The sequence below is a fragment of the Rhizobium sp. NZLR10 genome, assembly GCF_019685125.1.
GTDB lineage: Bacteria > Pseudomonadota > Alphaproteobacteria > Rhizobiales > Rhizobiaceae > Rhizobium.
This window is the reverse complement of sequence record NZ_JABDWE010000008.1, coordinates 1-19972: the sequence shown is the minus strand read 5'-3', so window position 1 is coordinate 19972 and position 19972 is coordinate 1. Positions and strand designations below refer to the sequence as shown.

Annotated in this window: 19 protein-coding genes and 1 pseudogene; 10 read left to right on the top strand and 10 right to left on the bottom strand. The window is 58.0% G+C overall.

The features are described from left to right. Window positions 1–2 precede the first annotated feature (2 nt). From HJB82_RS13675 to HJB82_RS13660, 4 genes are read left to right on the top strand one after another with little or no spacing between them, the layout of a single operon-like run. Window positions 3–1496 (top strand): glycosyltransferase, encoded by a 1494-nt coding sequence (locus tag HJB82_RS13675; RefSeq protein ID WP_221140236.1) that lies wholly within the window; start codon window positions 3–5, stop codon window positions 1494–1496. Continuing rightward, window positions 1477–2610 carry a glycosyltransferase gene (locus HJB82_RS13670; RefSeq protein WP_221116043.1) on the top strand — a complete coding sequence of 378 codons (1134 nt, stop codon included), beginning with the start codon at window positions 1477–1479 and terminating at the stop codon, window positions 2608–2610. The genes HJB82_RS13675 and HJB82_RS13670 overlap by 20 nt, the downstream gene beginning before the upstream one ends. Next, window positions 2610–3422, top strand: coding sequence for a class I SAM-dependent methyltransferase (locus HJB82_RS13665; RefSeq protein WP_221116042.1), 813 nt, complete (start codon window positions 2610–2612; stop codon window positions 3420–3422). The genes HJB82_RS13670 and HJB82_RS13665 overlap by 1 nt, the downstream gene beginning before the upstream one ends. Continuing rightward, a complete protein-coding gene (locus HJB82_RS13660; protein WP_221140235.1) occupies window positions 3419–4390 on the top strand; it encodes a hypothetical protein in 972 nt (323 codons plus the stop codon). The genes HJB82_RS13665 and HJB82_RS13660 overlap by 4 nt, the downstream gene beginning before the upstream one ends. A 39-nt stretch (window positions 4391–4429) precedes the next feature. Here HJB82_RS13660 and rfbB read toward each other — a convergent pair whose 3' ends face one another. Then, window positions 4430–5485 (bottom strand): dTDP-glucose 4,6-dehydratase, encoded by a 1056-nt coding sequence (gene rfbB, locus HJB82_RS13655; protein ID WP_221140233.1) that lies wholly within the window; start codon window positions 5483–5485, stop codon window positions 4430–4432. A gap of 181 nt (window positions 5486–5666) precedes the next feature. Here rfbB and gmd point away from each other — a divergent pair, with 181 nt between their 5' ends. From gmd to HJB82_RS13630, 5 genes are all read left to right on the top strand, one after another. After that, entirely contained in the window at window positions 5667–6728 is a 1062-nt protein-coding gene (gmd, locus tag HJB82_RS13650) for a GDP-mannose 4,6-dehydratase (RefSeq protein WP_221140231.1), read from the top strand. Further along, window positions 6729–7679 (top strand): GDP-L-fucose synthase, encoded by a 951-nt coding sequence (locus HJB82_RS13645; protein WP_311044388.1) that lies wholly within the window; start codon window positions 6729–6731, stop codon window positions 7677–7679. A gap of 726 nt (window positions 7680–8405) precedes the next feature. Further along, window positions 8406–9077 carry a DUF938 domain-containing protein gene (locus HJB82_RS13640; RefSeq protein WP_221140228.1) on the top strand — a complete coding sequence of 224 codons (672 nt, stop codon included), beginning with the start codon at window positions 8406–8408 and terminating at the stop codon, window positions 9075–9077. 199 nt (window positions 9078–9276) lie between these two features. Next, complete coding sequence (locus tag HJB82_RS13635) at window positions 9277–10395, top strand: sulfite oxidase (protein WP_221140226.1); 1119 nt, start codon at window positions 9277–9279, stop codon at window positions 10393–10395. A 142-nt stretch (window positions 10396–10537) separates the two neighbouring features. After that, complete coding sequence (locus HJB82_RS13630) at window positions 10538–11125, top strand: tyrosine-type recombinase/integrase (RefSeq protein WP_221116036.1); 588 nt, start codon at window positions 10538–10540, stop codon at window positions 11123–11125. Window positions 11126–11357: 232 nt separating this feature from the next. Here HJB82_RS13630 and HJB82_RS13625 read toward each other — a convergent pair whose 3' ends face one another. Together HJB82_RS13625 and HJB82_RS13620 are read right to left on the bottom strand one after the other, a co-directional pair. Next, window positions 11358–11867 carry an AAA family ATPase gene (locus HJB82_RS13625; RefSeq protein WP_221116035.1) on the bottom strand — a complete coding sequence of 170 codons (510 nt, stop codon included), beginning with the start codon at window positions 11865–11867 and terminating at the stop codon, window positions 11358–11360. 159 nt (window positions 11868–12026) lie between these two features. Beyond that, complete coding sequence (locus HJB82_RS13620; protein WP_221140224.1) at window positions 12027–13061, bottom strand: AraC family transcriptional regulator; 1035 nt, start codon at window positions 13059–13061, stop codon at window positions 12027–12029. Between the two features lie 392 nt (window positions 13062–13453). Between HJB82_RS13620 and HJB82_RS13615 the strand changes: the two genes are divergently transcribed. Further along, the gene (locus HJB82_RS13615) at window positions 13454–14146 is read left to right on the top strand and encodes a glutathione S-transferase family protein (RefSeq protein WP_221140223.1); all 693 of its coding nucleotides are present in this window, start codon (window positions 13454–13456) and stop codon (window positions 14144–14146) included. A 408-nt stretch (window positions 14147–14554) separates the two neighbouring features. Here the strand turns inward: HJB82_RS13615 and HJB82_RS13610 are convergent, their stop codons facing one another. The 7 genes and pseudogenes from HJB82_RS13610 to HJB82_RS13580 form a co-directional block, all read right to left on the bottom strand. Then, window positions 14555–15472 carry an NADP-dependent oxidoreductase gene (locus HJB82_RS13610; protein ID WP_207583044.1) on the bottom strand — a complete coding sequence of 306 codons (918 nt, stop codon included), beginning with the start codon at window positions 15470–15472 and terminating at the stop codon, window positions 14555–14557. A 146-nt stretch (window positions 15473–15618) separates the two neighbouring features. Next, window positions 15619–16086, bottom strand: coding sequence for a DUF3788 domain-containing protein (locus HJB82_RS13605; RefSeq protein ID WP_221140222.1), 468 nt, complete (start codon window positions 16084–16086; stop codon window positions 15619–15621). Between the two features lie 84 nt (window positions 16087–16170). Next, window positions 16171–16833 carry an FMN-dependent NADH-azoreductase gene (locus HJB82_RS13600; protein WP_221140221.1) on the bottom strand — a complete coding sequence of 221 codons (663 nt, stop codon included), beginning with the start codon at window positions 16831–16833 and terminating at the stop codon, window positions 16171–16173. A gap of 44 nt (window positions 16834–16877) precedes the next feature. Further along, window positions 16878–17423, bottom strand: a complete 546-nt coding sequence (locus HJB82_RS13595) for a carboxymuconolactone decarboxylase family protein (protein ID WP_221140220.1) — start codon at window positions 17421–17423, stop codon at window positions 16878–16880. A 36-nt stretch (window positions 17424–17459) separates the two neighbouring features. After that, complete coding sequence (locus HJB82_RS13590) at window positions 17460–18113, bottom strand: nitroreductase family protein (protein WP_207583048.1); 654 nt, start codon at window positions 18111–18113, stop codon at window positions 17460–17462. 115 nt (window positions 18114–18228) lie between these two features. Further along, the gene (locus HJB82_RS13585; protein ID WP_221116029.1) at window positions 18229–19197 is read right to left on the bottom strand and encodes an AraC family transcriptional regulator; all 969 of its coding nucleotides are present in this window, start codon (window positions 19195–19197) and stop codon (window positions 18229–18231) included. A 551-nt stretch (window positions 19198–19748) separates the two neighbouring features. Then, a pseudogene (locus HJB82_RS13580) lies at window positions 19749–19972 on the bottom strand (MFS transporter); the annotation flags it as partial.

The following is a 19972-nucleotide window of genomic DNA, read 5'->3' as shown; positions in this document are numbered from 1 at the left end:
GAATGCGCGTGAACGTCATTATCCCTGTCTTCAATCGTCTGGAACACACCCGCAAGGTGTTGGAAGCTCTGAGACAGCAGACCATCTTTGACGCCTTGACGATTGTCATCGTCAACGATGGTTCGACCGATGGAACCGCAGGATACTTGCAATCGCAGAGTGATGTGATTGAAATCCAGGGGGACGGCAATCTCTGGTGGGGTGGGGCCATCGAGGAAGGGCTGAAACACGTCCTTCCCGCCTGCCAGCCGGACGACTATGTCCTATTCCTCAACAATGATACCTGGTTCGACGACAATTTTGTTGAGACCCTGGTCCAAGCGTCCAAAGAGAACGGCGGAGCCGCGGTCGGAAGCGTCATCCATGAAGAGGGTCGCGATCCACCTCTCGTCAGCATTGGGCCCAAAGTCAACCTCAATAGGCTTGCCATTTGGGATCTGCTCTCGGAACTGAGCGAAAAGGAAAAACGGTCGCCCGCCAACCAGTATCGTGTCGATGCATTGAGTGGCCGAGGAACGCTCTATCCAGCGCATCTGTTTCGGAAATATGGCGGTATGCGGCCGCACCTTCTGCCGCACTACATGGCTGATTACGAAATCGCCATGCGCTTCGCGCGTGAAGGAGTGCCCTTAGTCGTCAGCAGCAAGGCAATTATCTACTCGCCCCCGGTATATGGAAATGACGCGTCCAGATTTTCATGGCGAAAGCGATTGTTTGGCAAGCGTTCGTCTCACAACGTGTTTCAGCGTCTAATTTTTTACTCGCTTGTCGGGTCGCCGGTGCAACGCGTTACCGCGCTGATCCGTATGGCGTATTTCATGGGCAGTCGCGGGATTTGGGGAATGCTGAATGCAAAACTAAACCATTCTTTGGAGTCTTTTCTCAAAGCACGGCAACTGAGCAAACTGAAGCGTGATGGAGTGAGCGTCGGTCGCGACGTTGTTTTCTATGGTACCCCTCTGTTGCAAAGGCATCCCGAGAGCGAGATTTGCCTTGGCGATCGTGTCGTGCTGTGTTCCGATTCGCGGTTTACTGCGCTTGCCCTGAACCATCCGGTAAAGATAGCTACCATTCGCGCGGGATCGAGCATCACTATCGGCGCTGATAGCGGCATTAGTGGCGCAACCATCGTCTCGGCCGTCCAGATTTCGATTGGCTCAGAGGTCCTCATGGGTGCCAACGTCGCGATATTCGACACCGATTTTCATCCGGTACGCCCTGAAGGGCGTCGCCATTCGGACGTAGAAGCCGACACAAAGACAGCACCAGTACATATCGGGGACAATGTTTTCATTGGCACTAACGCGGTAGTCTTGCGTGGCACGGAGATAGGACGTGACAGTGTTGTCGCGGCAGGTTCAATCGTGCGAGGAAAATTCCCTGCGGGCGCAATAATTGCCGGAAATCCGGCAAAAGTCGTTGGTAGCGCCTATGAACAAGCCCAGGAACTTCCCCACCTTCTAACAGACGATAGACATGAAGATAGCGATATTTGACACCTATTACGCGCGCTTTCTAAGTCGTTTTTATGCTGCGCGGCGACGGCTCTCGAAATCCAGTTCAAGCGAGCAGACAGACGCGCTGTTGGCTGCCGGCTTCGGAACCTCCGATTTCTATTCGCGCCACCTGAAGGAATTGGGTTGCGACGTCGTCGATATCATCGGCAATTGTGTTCCGCTTCAATCGGCCTGGGCGCAAGAGAACAACGAACCTTTCAGTCCATGGGCTATGAAACTGCCGCACCGGTTTTTCAGGTTGCCGTATATCGGTGCGCGCCTGGCAGCGCTGCCGGGCTTGCTAGAGGTTGCAATGGCGCGCGTTAAAGCCTTCAAGCCGGATGTGCTCTATTGCCAGGATCTCAGCTTCTTTCCGCCTCATGCCCTGACAGAGTTGAAAAAAACTGTGCCATTAATCGTGGGCCAGATCGCTTGTCCGTTGCCGCCGGACGGTTTTTTGCGTCCCTATGATCTCATTCTGACGTCCTTTCCCCATTTCGTGCCCCGTTTTCACGAGATGGGCATAAAATCCGAATACTTCCGGATCGGCTTCGACACACGGGTTCTCGATATCATTGGCGACGTGCCATGCGATGTGCCGGTGAGTTTCGTTGGCGGCATAAGTCGTCACCATGGCAAGGCGATCCCGCTGCTCGAACATCTTGCAAATACCACCCCGATACAGTTTTTCGGTTATGGTTCCAGGACGCTGCCGCGCTCTTCGCCTATCCGCAAACGCCACAACGGCGAAGTATGGGGTCCGGACATGTACCGCGCTCTGGCTCGCAGCCGGATCACCGTCAACAGGCATATCAATGTTGCCGAAAACAATGCCAATAATATGCGCCTCTATGAGGCGACCGGTGTCGGATCACTGCTTATAACCGACAGGAAAGACAACCTCGGTGAGATTTTTGACATCGGCAAGGAGGTGGTTGCCTATTCCAGTCCTGAGGAAGCGGCAGAACTCGTTCGCTACTATATAGATCATCCCGACGAGGCCGATGCCATCGCAAAGGCCGGGCAGGCAAGGACGCTGAAGGACCACACCTACAAGTCGAGAATGGAAGAATTGATGCCGATCCTCGAGCGATATCTGGAGAAACAGGGCTGATGTCGTTTTTGCGCGAGAGTCTCAATCGCTTCCCGGTCTTGAAGAGCCGGTTGAAGCGATTGCGGGAACAGCTGCTGCCGGCGACATCGGTCTCGTCCCGCTATGTCGAAATAGATGCGGCTCGTCGGGGCAGCGAAAGTTCGCGCCTTGCCGCATCTTGGAAAGCGAGCGATCTACCCGCACGTCAGAGAGCCCTCGTCGAGCGCCAGCTGAAGGAATACCGCAGCGGCGCCTCCGTAGATGTATTCGATGTTTTTACCGCCGCCTTGCGCAGGATCGTCGATCTCCCGACGAATGGTTCATTGCTCGAAATCGGTTGCTCCAGCGGATATTACTCCGAAGTGCTTGAAGTGAATGGCTTACCGTTGCGATATCGCGGCTGCGACTACTCCGATGCGTTCATCGATATGGCGCGCAGCATCTATCCGGGACTGCCGTTCGATGTGGAGGATGCGACGCGGCTCAGCTATCAGAATGATGCTTTCGATGTCGTGGTCTCAGGATGCTGCCTGCTGCATATTCCCGACTATGAAGCGGCGATCGCCGAGAGCGCCCGTGTCGCCAGGGAATACGTGATCTTTCACCGTACTCCGGTTGTCTATGGCGAACCGACCAAGTATTTCCGCAAGCAGGCCTATGGCGTCGAGACCATAGAGATCCATTTTTCCGAGCCGCAGCTATTGGATACTTTTCGGGTTCATGGCCTGGAGGTCCAGGCGACCTTCACGCTGAATGAGAGCGCCGACCCAAGTTACAGTAGCAAAGGCAATGCAATCCGCACCTATTTGTGCAGGAAACAATCCCAGTCATGACGAACTACTTCTGTACCCTTTTCGACAGCGGCTATCTCATCAAGGGGATGGCGATGATAGAGAGCCTCGTCCAGTGGTGCCCAGACGCGCATGTTTTCGTCCTCTGCATGGATCAGCAGACGCAGGAGATACTGACTGCCCCCAAGAGATCCTACATCACCTGCATCGCACTTGCCGATCTGGAGACACCGGAACTCCTGGAGGCTAAGAAATCGCGGGGTGTCGCCGAATATTGCTGGACCTTGTCTCCCTGCCTCCCGACCTTCGTGCTGCACCACCACCCGGAGATCGATTTCATCACCTATCTCGACTCTGACCTGCTGTTCTATTCGTCGATCCAACCAATCCTCGACGAAATCGGCGATAACTCCATCGCAATTATTGAGCATCGTTTTGCCCCGCGGCTGCAGGACAGGGAGGTGAACGGCCGTTTCTGTGTGGAATGGGTGAGCTTCCGACGCGATGAAGAGGGAATGCGCTGCCTTACGCGCTGGCGCGAGCAGTGCATCGAATGGTGCTACTATCGCCTGGAAGACGGCAAAATGGGCGACCAGAAATACCTGGACGAATGGCCGGATCTCTACCCGAATTGCCATATCATCGAGCATCCGGGAGCTGGGGTAGCGCCCTGGAATTACGAAAAGCTGCTTTTTACGCAGGATGCATCCGGCAGGATTGAGGTCGATGGTTCACCTCTGATCTTTTATCACTTCCACCAGTTCCAGCTGCTGACCAACGGCATGTTCGATCGACTGTCTAATTTCTACACCTCCGTTTGCAAGGAGCCGGTGGCTGTCTACAAGGCTTACGAGCGCGCACTGATGCAAGCCCTGACCGTGATCAGGACGATTTCCCCAGGCTTTTCCGGCGGCCTTCGACCCTTTTTCATGGTTATGGCGCGCAGATGGGTGCAACGTCATGTGCCCCTGCCGGTCAAACGCTTCCTGCACCATTTCATCAGGTATTGAGGTCACGCTTGCGGGAGGAGCCTTGCCTCCTCCAACAGATTATTGGTACTGGCGGTCGATCCATTGGCGGTAGCTACCGCTTGTGACGTTTTTCACCCAGGCTTCGTTGGCGAGATACCATTCGACGGTCTTGCGAATGCCTGTCTCGAAGGTCTCGCTCGGACGCCAGTTCAGTTCCCGCTCGATCTTGGCCGCATCGATGGCGTAACGGCGGTCGTGACCAGGCCGATCCCGTACGAACGAGATCTGCGCTTTATAGCTTGCCCCGTGTGGCAGGGGCCTCAATTCGTCGAGGATCTCGCAGAGCGTATTGACCACCGATAGATTGGTCAGCTCGTTTCTGCCGCCGACATTATAGGTCTCTCCAACCTTACCATTCTCGAGAACGCGCCGGATTGCGCTGCAATGGTCTTTGACGAAGAGCCAGTCGCGGACCTGCATCCCGTCGCCGTAGATTGGAATCTGTTTCCCCGAGAGGGCATTGTGAATGACCAGGGGAATAAGCTTCTCGGGAAAATGATGGGGACCATAGTTGTTCGAGCAGTTCGTCGTCAGAGCAGGCAGGCCATAGGTGTGATGATAGGCGCGAACCAGATGGTCACTCGCTGCCTTGCTTGCGGAATAAGGGCTGTTGGGTTCGTATTTGCGATGTTCGTTGAAGGCCGCCTCCGCCGGGGCAAGCGAACCGTAGACTTCGTCCGTCGACACGTGAAGAAAACGGAAGCCGTTTCGGAAGGCTTCATCCTGTGAGGCAAGAAATCCGCGGATAGCCTCCAACAGGCGAAAAGTGCCGACGATATTCGTCTGGATAAATTCTTCAGGCCCGTGGATCGATCGATCGACGTGACTTTCGGCAGCGAAATTCAGGATTGCGCGAGGACGATGGGAGCCGAGCAATTCTTCAATCAGATCATAGTCTGCGATGCTGCCTTTGACGAACAGATGGCGCGGGTCGTGCCAGATGGAGGCGAGATTCTCCAGGTTGCCGGCATACGTCAGCACATCGAGGTTGACGATCGGTTCATCATGAAGCGCAAGCCAATCGAGTACGAAATTCGCACCGATGAAACCGGCTCCCCCCGTCACCAGGATCATATTTTCCCCCTTGGAGTTCTGATAATTTGGAAAACTCTAGTCTCATTGTGCCAGCCCCACGTCAACCGCAGAGATCCGCAATGCCCATTTCGCTTGCTTAGCTCGGTTACATGGGGGTTGCGCTGGTTCGGCCGTTTCCATAAACACATCCCGAAGATTGCATCGAAAGACGACGTAAAAAATGACAAAAACCGCGCTTATCACTGGGGTGACTGGTCAGGATGGTGCCTATCTGGCTGAATTGCTTCTGAGCAAAGGCTATACGGTGCATGGTATCAAGCGGCGATCCTCGTCTTTTAACACCGGCCGTATTGAGCATATCTATCAGGATCCGCATGAAGCGCATCCGCGCTTCATTCTGCATTATGGAGATATGATCGACTCGACCAATCTCCTTCGGATCGTGCAGCAGACGCAGCCGGATGAAATTTACAATCTCGCCGCGCAAAGCCATGTGGGTGTCAGCTTCGAAACACCTGAATATACGGCGGATGCCGATGGTATCGGGACGTTGAGACTGCTCGAAGCGATCCGTATCCTGGGGCTCGAGGAAAAGACCCGATTCTACCAGGCATCGACATCGGAACTCTACGGTCTTGTGCAGGAAGTGCCGCAGAGCGAGAAGACGCCGTTTTACCCGCGCTCTCCCTATGCCGCAGCCAAGCTCTACGCCTACTGGATCGTCGTGAATTATCGCGAGGCCTATGGCATGCACGCGTCCAACGGCATTCTTTTCAATCACGAAAGCCCGCTTCGCGGCGAAACCTTCGTCACCCGCAAGATCACGATGGCGGTGGCTGCCATCCATCTGGGTCAGCAGGAGAAGCTTTTCCTCGGCAATCTGGACGCCAAGCGCGACTGGGGCCATGCCCGTGAATATGTCGAGGGCATGTGGCGCATGCTGCAGCAGGACAAGCCGGATGACTACGTCTTGGCGACCGGCGAGACGACGAGTGTCCGCCAGTTTGTCGAGTGGGCCTTTGCCGACGTCGGCATTGCTTTGGAATGGAAGGGCTCCGGCGTAGACGAAAAGGGTTATGACGCCGCGTCCGGCGCGTGCCTCGTGGAAGTCGATCCTCGGTATTTCCGCCCGACGGAAGTCGACCTTCTGCTGGGTGATCCGACCAAGGCCCGTCAGAAGCTGGGCTGGCAGCACAAGACCCCTGTTCGCGAACTCGCCGCGGAAATGGTGCGCGAGGATGTCAAGCACGGGAAGGCTCTGAGCAGCCGGAAAGAGATCTGAGTGTACGAATTGTCCGACAAGAAGATCTGGGTTGCCGGTCATCGCGGTATGGTCGGCAGTGCGCTTGTGCGCAGGCTTCAATCCGAAGATTGCAACGTCATCACGGCTACGCGCCGTGAGGTCGATTTGACGCGGCAGGACGAGGTCAAGAAATTTGTTGAAGCAAACCGACCAGACGCGATCATTCTCGCCGCTGCCAAGGTTGGCGGTATCCTTGCCAATGACAGCTATCCCGCTGACTTTATTTATGACAATCTGATTATTGAAGCGAACATCTTCGAAGCTGCCCATCGGGGCGAAGTGGACCGGCTGCTCTTCCTCGGTTCAAGCTGCATTTATCCCAAGCTCGCTCCACAGCCGATTCCCGAAGAGGCTCTGTTGACCGGTGCGTTGGAGCCGACCAACGAATGGTACGCGATCGCCAAGATCGCCGGTATCAAGCTTGCGGAAGCCTATCGTAAGCAATACGGCCGCGACTATATCTCGGCCATGCCGACCAATTTATACGGCCCGGGCGATAATTTCGACCTGAATTCCAGCCATGTGCTGCCGGCACTCATCCGCAAGGCGCACGCTGCGAAACTTCGCAAAGACCCGCATATGGTGGTCTGGGGAACGGGCACCCCGCGCCGCGAGTTTCTGCACGTCGACGACTGCGCCGACGCGCTGGTATTTCTTCTGAAAACATATTCGGGCTCGCAACACGTCAATGTCGGCTCGGGCACAGATCTCGAAATTATCGAGTTGACGCGGTTGGTCTGCCGCGTTGTCGGTTATGAGGGAGAGATTATTCATGATCTTTCCAAGCCCGATGGCACGCCGCGAAAGTTGATGAGCAATCAGAAGCTGCAGGACATGGGCTGGAAGCCGCGCATCTCGCTTGAGGACGGCATCCGAGCGACCTACGCTTGGTTTCTGGAGTTCGAAAATAGGTCTGATCCGGCGGCCTGATATTAGGTCGGTGACGGCCAGCATTTCTCTATTTCGGCGTTGATGTTGTTCGCGACATGGAAAATGTCGCGGGACCGACAGCACGTTTCTGTCAATTTCAAGCGTGACTCGAACAGGGCAATCTACCCGGAAAATCTTCGCCGCCTGGATTCAATAAGTGCTTGATCAGCAGAATCGATTGGCTGGGGAGCCTTGATTCTCGCATGATTTCAATGACTTAGTGAAATCGCCTTTGAATTCATCATATTTTCCCGTCGCGAGCGACCGTGGATGCCACCTTTGTGCCCTGGCTTTGGGCATCAGTCAACAGGACTGGTGAGCGGCAATTATTTCCGCTGTCTGACTTCGAGTTAGCCGTCCAGCGGCCAAAACGCGCCCTGATACTTCGCGCCCTTCTGTCGGTCATAAAGGACGTCGTCGCGCTTGCCTGAAGCGGGCGTCGTCTGGGCACGGCCTCGTCCACAACGCGCCATAAAGCGGACGTCGCTGCGCAGGCGTCAGACGACCGACGAGGGGCCGAAAGCCGTCGGTCGGCTTCCGGGCTCCGATTTTCGAAAGCAGACCTTGAGCCTGGCGGTCGCGTGATCTGACGCGAAGTGGACGTTCGGTCGCCCTCGGCCGAACGCACGCGCCGACGACCCCCTTCGTAAGTCCGAAATCCTTGGTTTCAGTCCCATCATTTCAGCTATAAGGTGGGAGACATCGCCCAAAGGGGATTCAAGGCCAATGCCCCCAGAGAAGAAGGACCGTTCGCCTGTTGCGCTGGAACAGCGCGACATAAGCGCCGACCAGCGCATGTTCTCACCTTCCGTTGCGCGAAATTCGGCGCCGATCCTCGCGGTCCTAAAACGTGTCCTTCCAACACGTGGCGCCGTGCTGGAGATTGGATGCGGGACCGGCGAGCACGCCGTGTGTTTTGCGGGAGCAATGCCCAACCTCACCTGGCAGCCGAGCGATCCGGATGCCGACGCCCGCACCAGCACGTCTAGCTGGATCAAATTCGCAGGGCTGAAGAACGTGCTGGCACCGCGGGATATTGATGTGAGCTCAGGACAATGGGGCGTCGAACAAACGGGGCATTTTGACGCCATCGTGTCGATCAATATGATCCATATCGCGCCATGGGGGGCAAGCTTAGGATTGTTCGCAGGAGCTGGCCGTTTGCTTCACGCTGGTGGGCTTCTTCTTCTCTACGGCCCATTCATGCGCGACGGGGCACACAACTCCCCCTCGAATGCTGCTTTCGACGCGGCTCTAAAGGAGCGCAACCCATCCTGGGGTGTGCGTGATATCGCTGATCTTGAACAAGTGGGTGAGGCCGCTGGACTTAAACTCCGCGAGACGATGGAGATGCCTACCAACAATATGTTGCTGATCTTCTCCAGCGGTAGTGCCTGAACGACAAGCGGGCGCGAAAGAGACGTGGCCTATAGCAACATTCGGGCCCTTTGCTGCCGTTCGAGGTCGATCCGAGGAACGTGCGGCATGTGCTAGAATGCGGCCGAAGGCGGTACGCGACAGACGCACTGCGAGGGGCGGTGTGATCGAACCGGAATTCGCGCGACCGAGTGCCAACGTTGTGCTCTTGGAAGGGGAGATGAAGACTATGCCGACACCAGAGCAACCCAGTCTAATAGTTCGACAGAAATCCCCACAGAACATCGAGTTTCCGTTTGCGTCGCTCTCCGATTGGCTGATCCCAACCGAGCTGTTCTTCGTGCGAAACCATTTCCCGTCGCCGGACCTCGATGCGCGAGACTGGAGATTGCGGGTTGGCGGGGCGGTGGAGCGGCCGATCGAACTTGACCTCGACAGCATCAAGGCGATGCGGAGCACGACTTTCACTGCCGTCGTAGAGTGCGCAGGGAACGGGCGCGTCTACTATGTGCCGCCGAAGGACGGGTTGCAGTGGCAGAACGGAGCCGTCGGCAATGCCGCGTGGACAGGTGTTTTTCTGCGCGAGATTTTAGAAATGGCGGGCGTTAAGCGAACCGCACGTGAGGTTCTGCTCGTAGGCGCAGACAGCGGCGTCGTCGACACGAACAGGAAAACGGCTTCTCCCGGCCCCATCGCTTTTGCGCGCAGTTTACCGCTAGAGAAGGCCATCGCTCACAGCACGATCCTTGCCTATTCGATGAACGAGGAGCCGTTGACGCGCGATCACGGCTACCCGCTACGCGCGGTCGTGGGTGGCTGGTTCGGCATGGCTTGGGTCAAGTGGATCACGCATATCACGGTTGTGGAGCAACCGTTCCTTGGCTACTGGCAGGCGCGCGACTATTTCCGTTGGGAGCGCAGCCTCGGGGAACCCAGGCTGGTCCCCCTCGCGGAGATGGAGGTCAAAGCGCAAATCGCGCGTCCCGTGCAGGGGGCGCGTCTCATCGCCGGCCAACCGTACCGGATTTTCGGAGCCGCCTGGAGCGGAGAGGCTGTTATCCGGCAGGTGCAGGTCTGCACCGGAGATGGCAGGGGCTGGCGCGAGGGAAGGCTCCTCGAAACAGAACGTCCCTTTGCATGGCGCTTGTGGGAGTACATGTGGACCCCTGAAGAAGTGGGGCGATATAAACTGCGATGTCGCGCGATCGATGGGGCGGGGTGCGTGCAGCCCGACCTCCAGCGTTCCGACTGCGAGAGCTACGCGGCCAATTGGATCGTTCCGGTGGAGGTTACGGTCGTTCCCGAGCCACAGACGTACGAGGAGGAATTCGTGATCTAATCACCCGCATGGGGCAGAATGGCGGCTTGGCGCAACTGCGACCCGCGTTGTCACTGCGTCACGTCCGTTTTGCAGCAACGGCGGCCGGTGGCTCGATGACCACTATGCGGGCGCAAAGCTGACGCCGCATACTCAAGCTGCTATGCCCCTTTGGACCAACTGTGGGGCCTCGGTCCTGAACCCCTCCAGCCAGATTTGGGCGATCCGCTTCTTCCTTGATAGGGAGGGACGCATGAGAGATCGTGCGTTGTTTGATCTCGCAATCGACAGCAAGCTGCGTGGTTGCGATCTCGTGAAAATGAAAGTCGGGAGTCTCGTGACAGGAACGGAAATTCGAACTCGAGCCCTGGTCGTCCAGCAAAAGTCCGGCCGTCCGGTTCAGTTCGAAATCACGGCGGAGGTGAGGGCAAGTTTGCTTGCATGGCTTGAACGGCGAGGTGGAACAGTTGACGATTACGCCTTTCCCAGTCGAGTCGACCACACCGATCATCTGAGTACTCGTCAGTATGCCCAATTGGTCGATGAATGGTTGACCGCAATTGGTCTACGACGCGAAGACTACGGCACGCACTCGCTTCGGCGCACGAAGGCCGCAATGATCTACAAGGCGACAGGCAATCTTCGCTCGATCCAAATCCTGTTGGGGCACACCAAGATCGAAAATACGGTCAAGTACCTTGGCGTGGACATTGAGGATACACTGGAACTAGCTGAGCACACTGAAATCTGAGCGCGTGCGGCCCCGCGCGCAGTGGGGCTGCACGTGTCAACGAAACTTTCTCAATTCCAAAGATCGCGATCGAGCGGCTATGCGCCCTCAAGACGGCCGTTAGGATGCCCGGTTTGTCATTCTTAAAGCTGCCGGCTATGAAACCGACAACGCCGCCAGTGAGCCGTACGGCAGCTAACGTCTTTCTCGCAATAATCAGTTGCTTCCCTCCCGATCACAAGCCTGCCGGGCTTCAGGTGAGTTTAGCGAGGATATCGTCGACGACACTTGGGACGGTATTCGCCGTGTCGATATTTATGCCGGCAAGAAGATACTCCCGGGTACGATGGTAGCGAAGTACCAGGGCCCGCTCGGCCGGCTCGAAGCCCGGCTCATTCGGCCGCCCATCTAGTCGTCGGTTCAACGTCTCAACGTCGATGTCGAGCACGAAAACCTTATCGAACAGGTCCAGGAATTTGTGGAAATTGCGCGAACCGCCACAAAAGAACGTGGCAGGATGGGTGGTGTCGGCAGCAATAGCTCGGACCTTGTCGACAGGCCAGATCCAGTGCGCATATCCCCAAGCGATGCGGTCTGCGCCTTCGGGTGGTCCTGCGAGCGCCTGGCCTGTCTCGGGGTCGCCGACATAGGCCAAAACGCGGTCACCATGGACGACATGGTAGCCCCGCCGCTCCAGTTCGGCAGCGACAGACGTCTTTCCAGTGCCCGAGCCGCCTTCGATTAGATAGTTCTTGATGCCCATGGGCCCTTTTTATCACGGCCGTCAATCCGGTGAGAAGACACTCTACCTGGGTGTGCTCAGCCAACGAGCTCACCTGATCAAGGTTAGCATTCGGTACATTTCGATTAAGGGTGAATGTCTGGCGGGAACCCGCCCTCAACCCGGCCGTTGATCTCCGCTTCACCGCCGCCTAAGGGCAGTCATTGCCGACACAGACTTGATCCGACGCCAGTGGCCGGGCGTCATGTTTTCCCACTCGCGGAAAGCTCGATAGAACGAGTTGGCGTCCTGGTATCCCAGCAGGTAGGCTACCTCTTCCACGTCAATCGTGAGATCGGAGAGAAGCTGGCGGCCGAGTTCCTGTCTGGCTTCGGTCAGGAGAGCACGGAAAGTCTGGCCTTCCGCCGCAATCCGCCGCTGCAAGGTGCGTTCGCTCAGGCCCAGATCGCGCGCCACGGCAGCGAGATCATGGCGACCACTGGCCATTGTGCGCTTCAAGGTGCCCTTTACCTGCTCACCGATCGTGGCCTGCACCTCGATCTCGCGCACGGCCTCTGCCAGCGCGGGGGTGAGCATCTGGATCAGTTCGGGGTTGTGTCCGGGGAATGGCAGGTCGAGGTCCGGTGCATTCAGCACCATGCGATCACGCTCTGCCCCGAAATGGATCGGGCAATCGAAGAAAATTGCGTGCCTGTCCGTTCCCGGATTTGGTCGCCGCAGCTCCAGCGAGATTGGCCGCAGGTGACGGCCAGTACCGCGTCGCCCGAGTTCCAGCAAAAGGGCAAAGCTTGCGTCCACTGACAGGGGAGGCTCAGGTTCGGTGACGGTAGGCCACTCGATGGTCACCGACACCTTGCCGTCGCGCTCTTCGCAACAAAGACGGTCAGGGCTGCAAAGACGATTGAAGCGGTCCAGCCGCGCCATACCGTCTCGAAAGTCGGCAGCGTAGGACGCCACCAGAATTGCGAGCTTGTGATTGGCGGTGCTGGTCTCGCACACCATCCTTATGCTGAAGGCGGGGTCACCGGACAGCGCCTCTATGGCGTTCCAGATGGCGAAAAGTTGTGTGGTGCTGATGACGGCGGAATTGTCGAGATGCAGCGTCGCAGGAAGCCTGGCCTGTCGCAGCACCGCCGAAGGCCGCAGTCCCAGTTGTTCAAGTGACTGCCAGAATGGCCTCGGCAATTTGCATCGGTCGGAAAGGACTTTGGCCATAGTTATCTATTTACTCCATTTGGAGATTGCAGGCGGTCGAAATAGCCCGCAGACGCGTTTTGTTTTGCAGAAGGCGAGTGTGCCATCACCCAGACCGCACATCGGCAGTCACGCTTTCGATTAATATTTTCGGTCTGGCGCGCGGAGTACAGGTGAAGGCGGCGGTTAACGTACGACCTGGCCTATACCGTAGTATTTTTGGCGCGTTGTGCAAGTCTTGTGGCGTAGCTTGCTAATGCGTGCGCGGTGTCCTGTTCTTATCTTCTCCTCCGATGGCGCTGGCGCTGAGCCTCAGATCCGGCGGCAACCATCTCTGGAGCCGACAGTCCCACAACATCCCCTGCAGGACGAACGGATCCAGATAACGACAACCATCAATCAGGAGATCGAGCATGGCGCTCACATTCTACACCAACCCGAACTCACGCGGGCGCATCGTGCGCTGGATCCTGGAGGAGGTAGGCCACCCCTACGAGACGGTGGTCCTCGACTACGAAAAGACCAGCGCAATTGACGAATGGGGCGGCGCGGCGCTCGAACGGCCAGCATCGAGCAATCCCAACGAGGAACTGGTTCGCTTCTTCACCGCGATCAATCCCATGGGCAAGGTGCCGGCGCTTGTGCATAATGGCCGCGCCGTGACAGAGAGCGGCGCAATCATTACGTACCTCGCCGAGACGTTCCCCGAGGCCGGGCTTTCGCCTACCGCAAACGAGCGTGCCGAATATTATCGCTGGATGTTCTTCGCCGCGGGGCCTGTGGAACAGGCCGTCACGAACCACCGGGCTGGATTTGTGCCCGCTCCCGAGCAGGAGTTCTTCTTCGGCTATGGCAGCTACACGCGCACTTTGGACCAGTTGGAAAAAGCGGTGCAGGCGCATCCCTTCATCGCGGGCGATCGGTTCACGGCTGCGGACATCTATATCGGCTCGCATATCGGCTGGGGTCTTGGCCTTCAGACACTGCCCCCGCGCAAGGCGTTTCTGGACTATATCGGCAAACTGGTAGAGCGGGATGCCTTCAAGCGGGGCGTGGCCAAGGACGAAGAATTGATAGCGCAAGCCGCAGCAGCCCGTGCCGCATAGGCACTTGCCTTCACGGCCGGGTTCGGAGAATACAGTCTCGCGCAAAGCTGCGCCCGGTGGGCGGGCTAAACCCCTCCGGCAAACCGTACTGCAGGCATGACGCTGCCCAATGGCCGGTTTACTCCGGCCGTTACCACGCGCAGGTTTGAAGCTGGTCACGCGAGCGGCGACCCGGAGCGGAGGATACCGTCAGCCTTTCCCATGTGAATGTCCGCTTTCCCACAAGTTTACCTGACTGCGGAGTGTCAACTTCCGGCCCAAATCAGCCACCGCAAGCAGGCCAACCATTTGGCCTGCCGAGCAATTCAGTTTCAGAGAGAATTCGGAATAACTGGGTCGTCGGTTCCAATCCCTTCAAGAGCAGCAGGAGCTTTCAATGTTATTGATCGCCCCTCCTGCTACGCCCCATCAAGTCAGAATGCGAACGACCGTTTTTCCCGCGCGCCGCTCGGTAGCGTTGAACGTGGTGACAGCGTCGGCGAGAGTTGTGACCTTGCCGATATTTGTCCGCAGTCTTCCGTCGCGGACCCGCTGAACGATCTCGGATAGTTGGTCGCGATCGGCCTCGACTACGAAGTCGACCGTCAAGCCGTGGGAAGGCCGGACTTCCGTCGGCCCGACAGCCGTCACAAGCGTTCCGCCTGCCCGGATGAGCGCCGCTGACTGCTTCTGGATGTCGCCGCCGATGACGTCGAAGACCAAATCGACGCCACCGATGTCTTCCAGCGTGTCGTTGGCAAGATCAAGGAATTCATTTGCGCCATAGTCGAGAACCTTCTGCCGGTCGGCTGTGCGCCCGGTACCGATGACATAGGCACCGGCTTCCCTTGCAAGCTGTGTTACGATCGAACCGACCGCGCCGGCCGCACCGTGCGCCAGCACAGTTTGCCCCGCCTGAAGCCGACCATGCTGGAACAGACCCTGCCATGCCGTCAGCCCGGAGATTGGCAGACTTGCACCAACAGTGAAATCGACATCGCCTGGCAGCGGCGCCAGATTGCGAGCCTCCAGGGCGACATACTCGGCGAGCGTGCCATCGCGATACCAGTCCGCCAGGCCGAACACCCGCTGGCCGACTGAAAGCCCCGTGGTGCCGTAACCCAACGCCGTGACCACGCCAGCCAACTCGTGGCCGAGGATTGATGGCGTCCGATCATGTGAGGTACGATCGGTCCAAGTGGAAGGCCATTCGAGTTCGGTATTGACGAACCCCGCTGCATGAACCTTGACGACGACGTCGTTGATGGCGGCCTTCGGCTCGGCTCGATCCACCAGTTTCATTCCGGCGAGACCTGCCTCCGGGTCTGTTACTACAATCGCTTTCATTGGAGTTGTTTCCTCTAATCTCTGTTGGTTGTGACGGAAAATTAGATGCCTGCGAGCTCATCTCGAGCTATCACGCCAAGCAGTTTCGGCTCGTCGGCAGCGTTGATGGATTCGATGTCGACGCGCGAAGCCGGGATGTTTTGCCATCACTTGCCCGATGGCGGAGGACGCTTCATCGCCAAGAGGTCTTTTACATCTTGCAGATCGCTTGCCTTTAAAATCGGAAGCGTCAGCCATTTCCCGTCGATATAGGTTTTGGCTTCATCGTAGAGCTTGACTAGCTGCGGACGCCAGGCATAACGCCGTTCCTCGAACTTCTCGCGTTCCACCCGGCCCATCACCACGACGGCCGAAAGCCGCTTGAACTCCGGGACCAAGGTGGTGAACGCCTTGGTTTTCTTATAGCGCAGGGACCAACCTCGGTTCTTGCCGCCGTAAAGCCATTCCGGTGCGAAAACGCCCGGGTAAAATTCATCGATCCAGGTCCGCAGCTCGGACCAATAGGCAAACCCCTCAGGTCCGATCCATTCGCGGAGGGCGGTATCATCCGGTGGCGCTGCCCTTTCGGTGATCCTATCACCGATTTGCGGCAGGGTATTTGCTGTTAGAGTCATCTGAAGGCCTCCTATTGTTTGCGGCGGGGCGGAAAGGGTTGAGGTGTCGGGGCTGCTTGGGTGCCAGCCCAGAACGACATTTGGCTATCGTCCGCTGACATCCGCCAGCACCATGGGGACGCCGTCAATGTCTCTAAGTCCCGGTACAACCGTCAGGTCGAGGGCGGCGAGGATCTTCTGCCTCGCCACGGGTGCGTCGTCCCAGTCGAGGAACGCTGTGCCTTGCAGAGGAAAAAATTGATGCGTTTTCAGGCCGATCGAACTCAGTGATAGCGACAGATAGGGTGTGAGAAAATCAGGTTGGTTCGCTCTCTCTCCGGTGAAAAAGCCGCCCGAAGCGACGCCGATAAAAACCGGACGGTCTCGAAGCATTCCCATCTTTCCGGCGGGCGTCGATTTCATCGTGCGACCGACGCGCAGAATCTGGTCAATCCAGGCCTTGAGAACCGAGGGGACCGTCAAGTTGTGCATCGGCGTTCCGATAACGATTATGTCCGCTGCTTCGACCTCCCCGATGAGGATTTCGGAAAGGTCAAGAGAGCCCGACGGCGGCGCGGCCGAGGTCGCCGGCGACGCCAACGCAGCGGCGTATAGCGGCGTGGTCTGGGGCAAGGGGTCTGCCCCAATGTCGCGCCGTGTGATGCTCGCGGCGGACACGACCTCAAGAAGCTTTTCGACGATCGCCGCCGAAAGCGCGCGACTATGCGATTCCAGACGCGGGCTGGTATCAATATGGAGAATGTTCATTTGGTCGATCCCAACAGCTTCAAAAGGTTGCGAATGAGAAAGGATCAGATCGATCCCGCTGGGGGAACGGCGGGGAAGTCCTTCTCGGGATCGAACACGTTGTTTAAGAAGTTCGTCAGTGAATACATGGCCACCAGTGCGACGATTTCGATGATGTTTGCATCGGTGTAGCCGACATCGCGGACCGTCTTCAGATCGGCGTCGCTGACCTGCCCGCGGGTCTCGCTCACCTTGCGCGCAAACTGGACCGCCGCATCCCGCTTCGGATCGTTGGCATGTCCCTTGCGGGCGAGGATGATGTCATCGGCCGGCAGCTTGGCCATATGTTCGGCGGTAAAGCTGTGAACCGTCAGGCAATAGTTGCACCCGTTCACCTCGGAGACTGCGAGACCGATGCTGTCGCGTGTCCTCACATCGAGCGTCTTGCTCAGAGATCCGAGCAGAGCGGCCCAGGCGTTGAACGCGATCGGACTCTGCGCGAAGGCCGCCATCATGTTGGGGGTGAACCCGATGTTCTTCGTGAACGCATCGAGGGTCTGCTTGGATTCTGCGGGCACATGGTCCGGCGTCAGAACGGTGGTTCTGGTCATGGTAGGTTTCCTTAAGCTTGCTGGTTGAAATGAGGGTTATGCAAAGTCCAGGACGTCAGCCACGGGCATGCGCGGCTTCTGCGGCCAGTTACCGGCGCGCAACGGCCCAACGGTGAGGAGCATCACCGGGATTTCGTCTTCGGCGAGACCGAACTCGCTATGCACGGCCTCTGCGTCGAAGCCGATCATCGGCGTCGAACCCAAGCCAAGCGAGCGGGCGGCATAGATAATCGCCGAGGTGCCGAAGGTTGCCGAGCGTACCGCTTCGTCGCGCTGCCGCTGCGGTTGGTCGTCATAAAGACCGCGCGCCGGGATTTCCCATTCCGGCACCAGACGCGCCGGCATGATGCCGGCTTCGACCACCGGCGCCAGGCGCTCGGGGACAGTGCTGGCATCGGCCAGTTGGCCGATGATGATAAAGGTCACTGCGGCATCGGTGATCGCCGGCTGGTTCCAAGCGATCGGGCGCAGTTGGGCTTTGGCCCTGGGCGTACGAACGGCGATAAACCGCCAGTTCTGCAGATGGAAGGATGTCGGCGCGGACGTGCCGATCCGCACCAGATCGCGGATCTGATCGTCGCTCAGTGACGCGGTGGCGTCGTAATATTTGGCGGCACTGCGGCTCAGGATGGTTTCGATGACGGCGTTGGTCGGCGCCGTTTGGATGGCTGCGTTGCTGATATCGTTCATTGGGGGGTTCCCTCATCAAGTGATTACGGAAACCAATTTACGGGCATCAGTGATAATATCGAGACTGGATTGCCTCAATTTAATGCTCAAAAGGATCAGTTAGAAAGCGCCGGTCCTAGTTCGCGCGCATCTCCCCGGTTTGCGCCAGCCGGCGCCATTCCCCCGGCGTCATCCCCATTCTCTCGGCAAACACGCGGCGGAACGCCGAAACGGATTGATAACCAACCGTTTCGGCGACGGCCTCGGTGCTGATCGACGGTTTTTTCAATTCGTTCGCCGCCAGGCTCATGCGCAGGTCGGTCAACAGATCGAGGGCGGAGCAGCCCAGCCTGTCCTGGAAGTGCCGCATGAAGGTGGCGCGCGACATGCCGCACAGGTCCGCCAGATCGGGCAGTTTCCAGGGATTGGCCGGATCGGCGAGCATGGCAGTGATTGCCGGCGCCAGTCTTGGGTGGCCGGCGAGAGCCAGCAGGCCTTCGGGGGCCTTTTCGGATTCGCTTGCCGCCCTCAGCACCAGCGTGAAAAGGGCCGAAGACAGCGCGTTGAGAACGGCGCGCCCGCCCGCCCGGTCGCCGGCGGCCTCCATGCGCATCAACGCCACCAGGCCGGCTAGTTGATCGGTCGCGGGGCTGACTACGTTCTCTGCGGGGCGGTCGATTGCCCGCGCCACCAGATTTGTCGGCAGGTAGTTGCGGATCAGCCGATCATGGGGCGGCGCTATGAAAAACCGGCCGCATAAAAGATCGAGCTGCTCGTCCGGGCTATCGTTCTCGCTCAGCATCCATCCGGCCGCCCCACGGCTTTGCCGGGTCAGGACGGGTGTTTGACCGCTGCCATCATGTAGCACATGGGGCGCGCCGTGAGGCAGCAACACGATATCTCCGGCCGCCAGTTCTCTCGTCGTTTTCGTCTCTAGGTGCTCGAAGATGGCTCGGCCCTTGACGATGACGTGGTAAGGGATTTCGTTCGCCGCTGCCCGCGGCCAGGCAACTCGCCATGGTGCGCCATAGGAACAGCGGACCTCGAGCTGGCCCGTCACGGTGACGATTTGCAGGAGATGGCTCAGCCAGTCGACTTCGGACATAGAATCTCAGTGAGTTAAGACGCCCTGGCATCTTAAGCCACTCTACCCCAGTTGTATGTACTCTATGGCCTGTCGGTGAAAAGGGTAATCGAGGCATTGTCGACAAGCCTATGGGCAATACATCCGTCAGCTGGGGTCTTGCTGGACTGTTGGAAAGGCGGCAAGCGTGTGATCCGCTGGGCTTTAAGGTCAGTGTTTGCACGCAAATGGACCGGCCGCCGGTTCATATCCCTTCAAGGCGTGCATTGCGATTGTCCACTGGAAGACGTCGGTGACAACTCGTGCCGAAAGAGTTGCCGACAGTTAGTACGCATTGGTTCCAGACTATCTACCCGATCGCGCCGGTCTTGAGTTCGTCTGGCCGCGTGACTACTCGGCGAACCGATTTCATCGTGGACTTTTGCCGCTAAGGTTAGATCCCCTGCCGACATCCTCCGCCCGGGCTCCGGTCGTCCAGTTCGCAAATCAGGATTAAGGTTGGCACGGTCGCATCGACCGCCCGCAGCCTTGAACCTCCGGCCCATCAACCGTTCGTTTCGCTCGGCTAGACGCTACACGGCCTGCACATTCTGGTCCTTCGGCAGCGAGATCGTCATCGCCGCGGCGGCGGCGGCCGTGACTGCAACGGCGAGATAGATGCCGCTGAAGCTCTCCGTCGATGTCTTGATCACGCCGCCAAAGAAGTTCCCTGTAGTGCCGCCGATGCCTTGGAACACGGTGCAGATGCCTAAGACAGTCACCGCGACGCGGGGCGTGGCGCGATGTGAGACATAGG

Excerpts from the sequence above, each read along its gene's own strand:
- HJB82_RS13675 (WP_221140236.1), top strand. The coding sequence starts at position 3 with ATGCGCGTGAACGTCATTATCCCTGTCTTCAATCGTCTGGAACACACC.
- HJB82_RS13670 (WP_221116043.1), top strand. The coding sequence starts at position 1,477 with ATGAAGATAGCGATATTTGACACCTATTACGCGCGCTTTCTAAGTCGT.
- HJB82_RS13665 (WP_221116042.1), top strand. The coding sequence starts at position 2,610 with ATGTCGTTTTTGCGCGAGAGTCTCAATCGCTTCCCGGTCTTGAAGAGC.
- HJB82_RS13660 (WP_221140235.1), top strand. The coding sequence starts at position 3,419 with ATGACGAACTACTTCTGTACCCTTTTCGACAGCGGCTATCTCATCAAG.
- rfbB (WP_221140233.1), bottom strand. The coding sequence starts at position 5,485 with ATGATCCTGGTGACGGGGGGAGCCGGTTTCATCGGTGCGAATTTCGTA.
- gmd (WP_221140231.1), top strand. The coding sequence starts at position 5,667 with ATGACAAAAACCGCGCTTATCACTGGGGTGACTGGTCAGGATGGTGCC.
- HJB82_RS13640 (WP_221140228.1), top strand. The coding sequence starts at position 8,406 with ATGCCCCCAGAGAAGAAGGACCGTTCGCCTGTTGCGCTGGAACAGCGC.
- HJB82_RS13635 (WP_221140226.1), top strand. The coding sequence starts at position 9,277 with ATGAAGACTATGCCGACACCAGAGCAACCCAGTCTAATAGTTCGACAG.
- HJB82_RS13630 (WP_221116036.1), top strand. The coding sequence starts at position 10,538 with ATGCCCCTTTGGACCAACTGTGGGGCCTCGGTCCTGAACCCCTCCAGC.
- HJB82_RS13625 (WP_221116035.1), bottom strand. The coding sequence starts at position 11,867 with ATGGGCATCAAGAACTATCTAATCGAAGGCGGCTCGGGCACTGGAAAG.
- HJB82_RS13620 (WP_221140224.1), bottom strand. The coding sequence starts at position 13,061 with ATGGCCAAAGTCCTTTCCGACCGATGCAAATTGCCGAGGCCATTCTGG.
- HJB82_RS13615 (WP_221140223.1), top strand. The coding sequence starts at position 13,454 with ATGGCGCTCACATTCTACACCAACCCGAACTCACGCGGGCGCATCGTG.
- HJB82_RS13610 (WP_207583044.1), bottom strand. The coding sequence starts at position 15,472 with ATGAAAGCGATTGTAGTAACAGACCCGGAGGCAGGTCTCGCCGGAATG.
- HJB82_RS13605 (WP_221140222.1), bottom strand. The coding sequence starts at position 16,086 with ATGACTCTAACAGCAAATACCCTGCCGCAAATCGGTGATAGGATCACC.
- HJB82_RS13600 (WP_221140221.1), bottom strand. The coding sequence starts at position 16,833 with ATGAACATTCTCCATATTGATACCAGCCCGCGTCTGGAATCGCATAGT.
- HJB82_RS13595 (WP_221140220.1), bottom strand. The coding sequence starts at position 17,423 with ATGACCAGAACCACCGTTCTGACGCCGGACCATGTGCCCGCAGAATCC.
- HJB82_RS13590 (WP_207583048.1), bottom strand. The coding sequence starts at position 18,113 with ATGAACGATATCAGCAACGCAGCCATCCAAACGGCGCCGACCAACGCC.
- HJB82_RS13585 (WP_221116029.1), bottom strand. The coding sequence starts at position 19,197 with ATGTCCGAAGTCGACTGGCTGAGCCATCTCCTGCAAATCGTCACCGTG.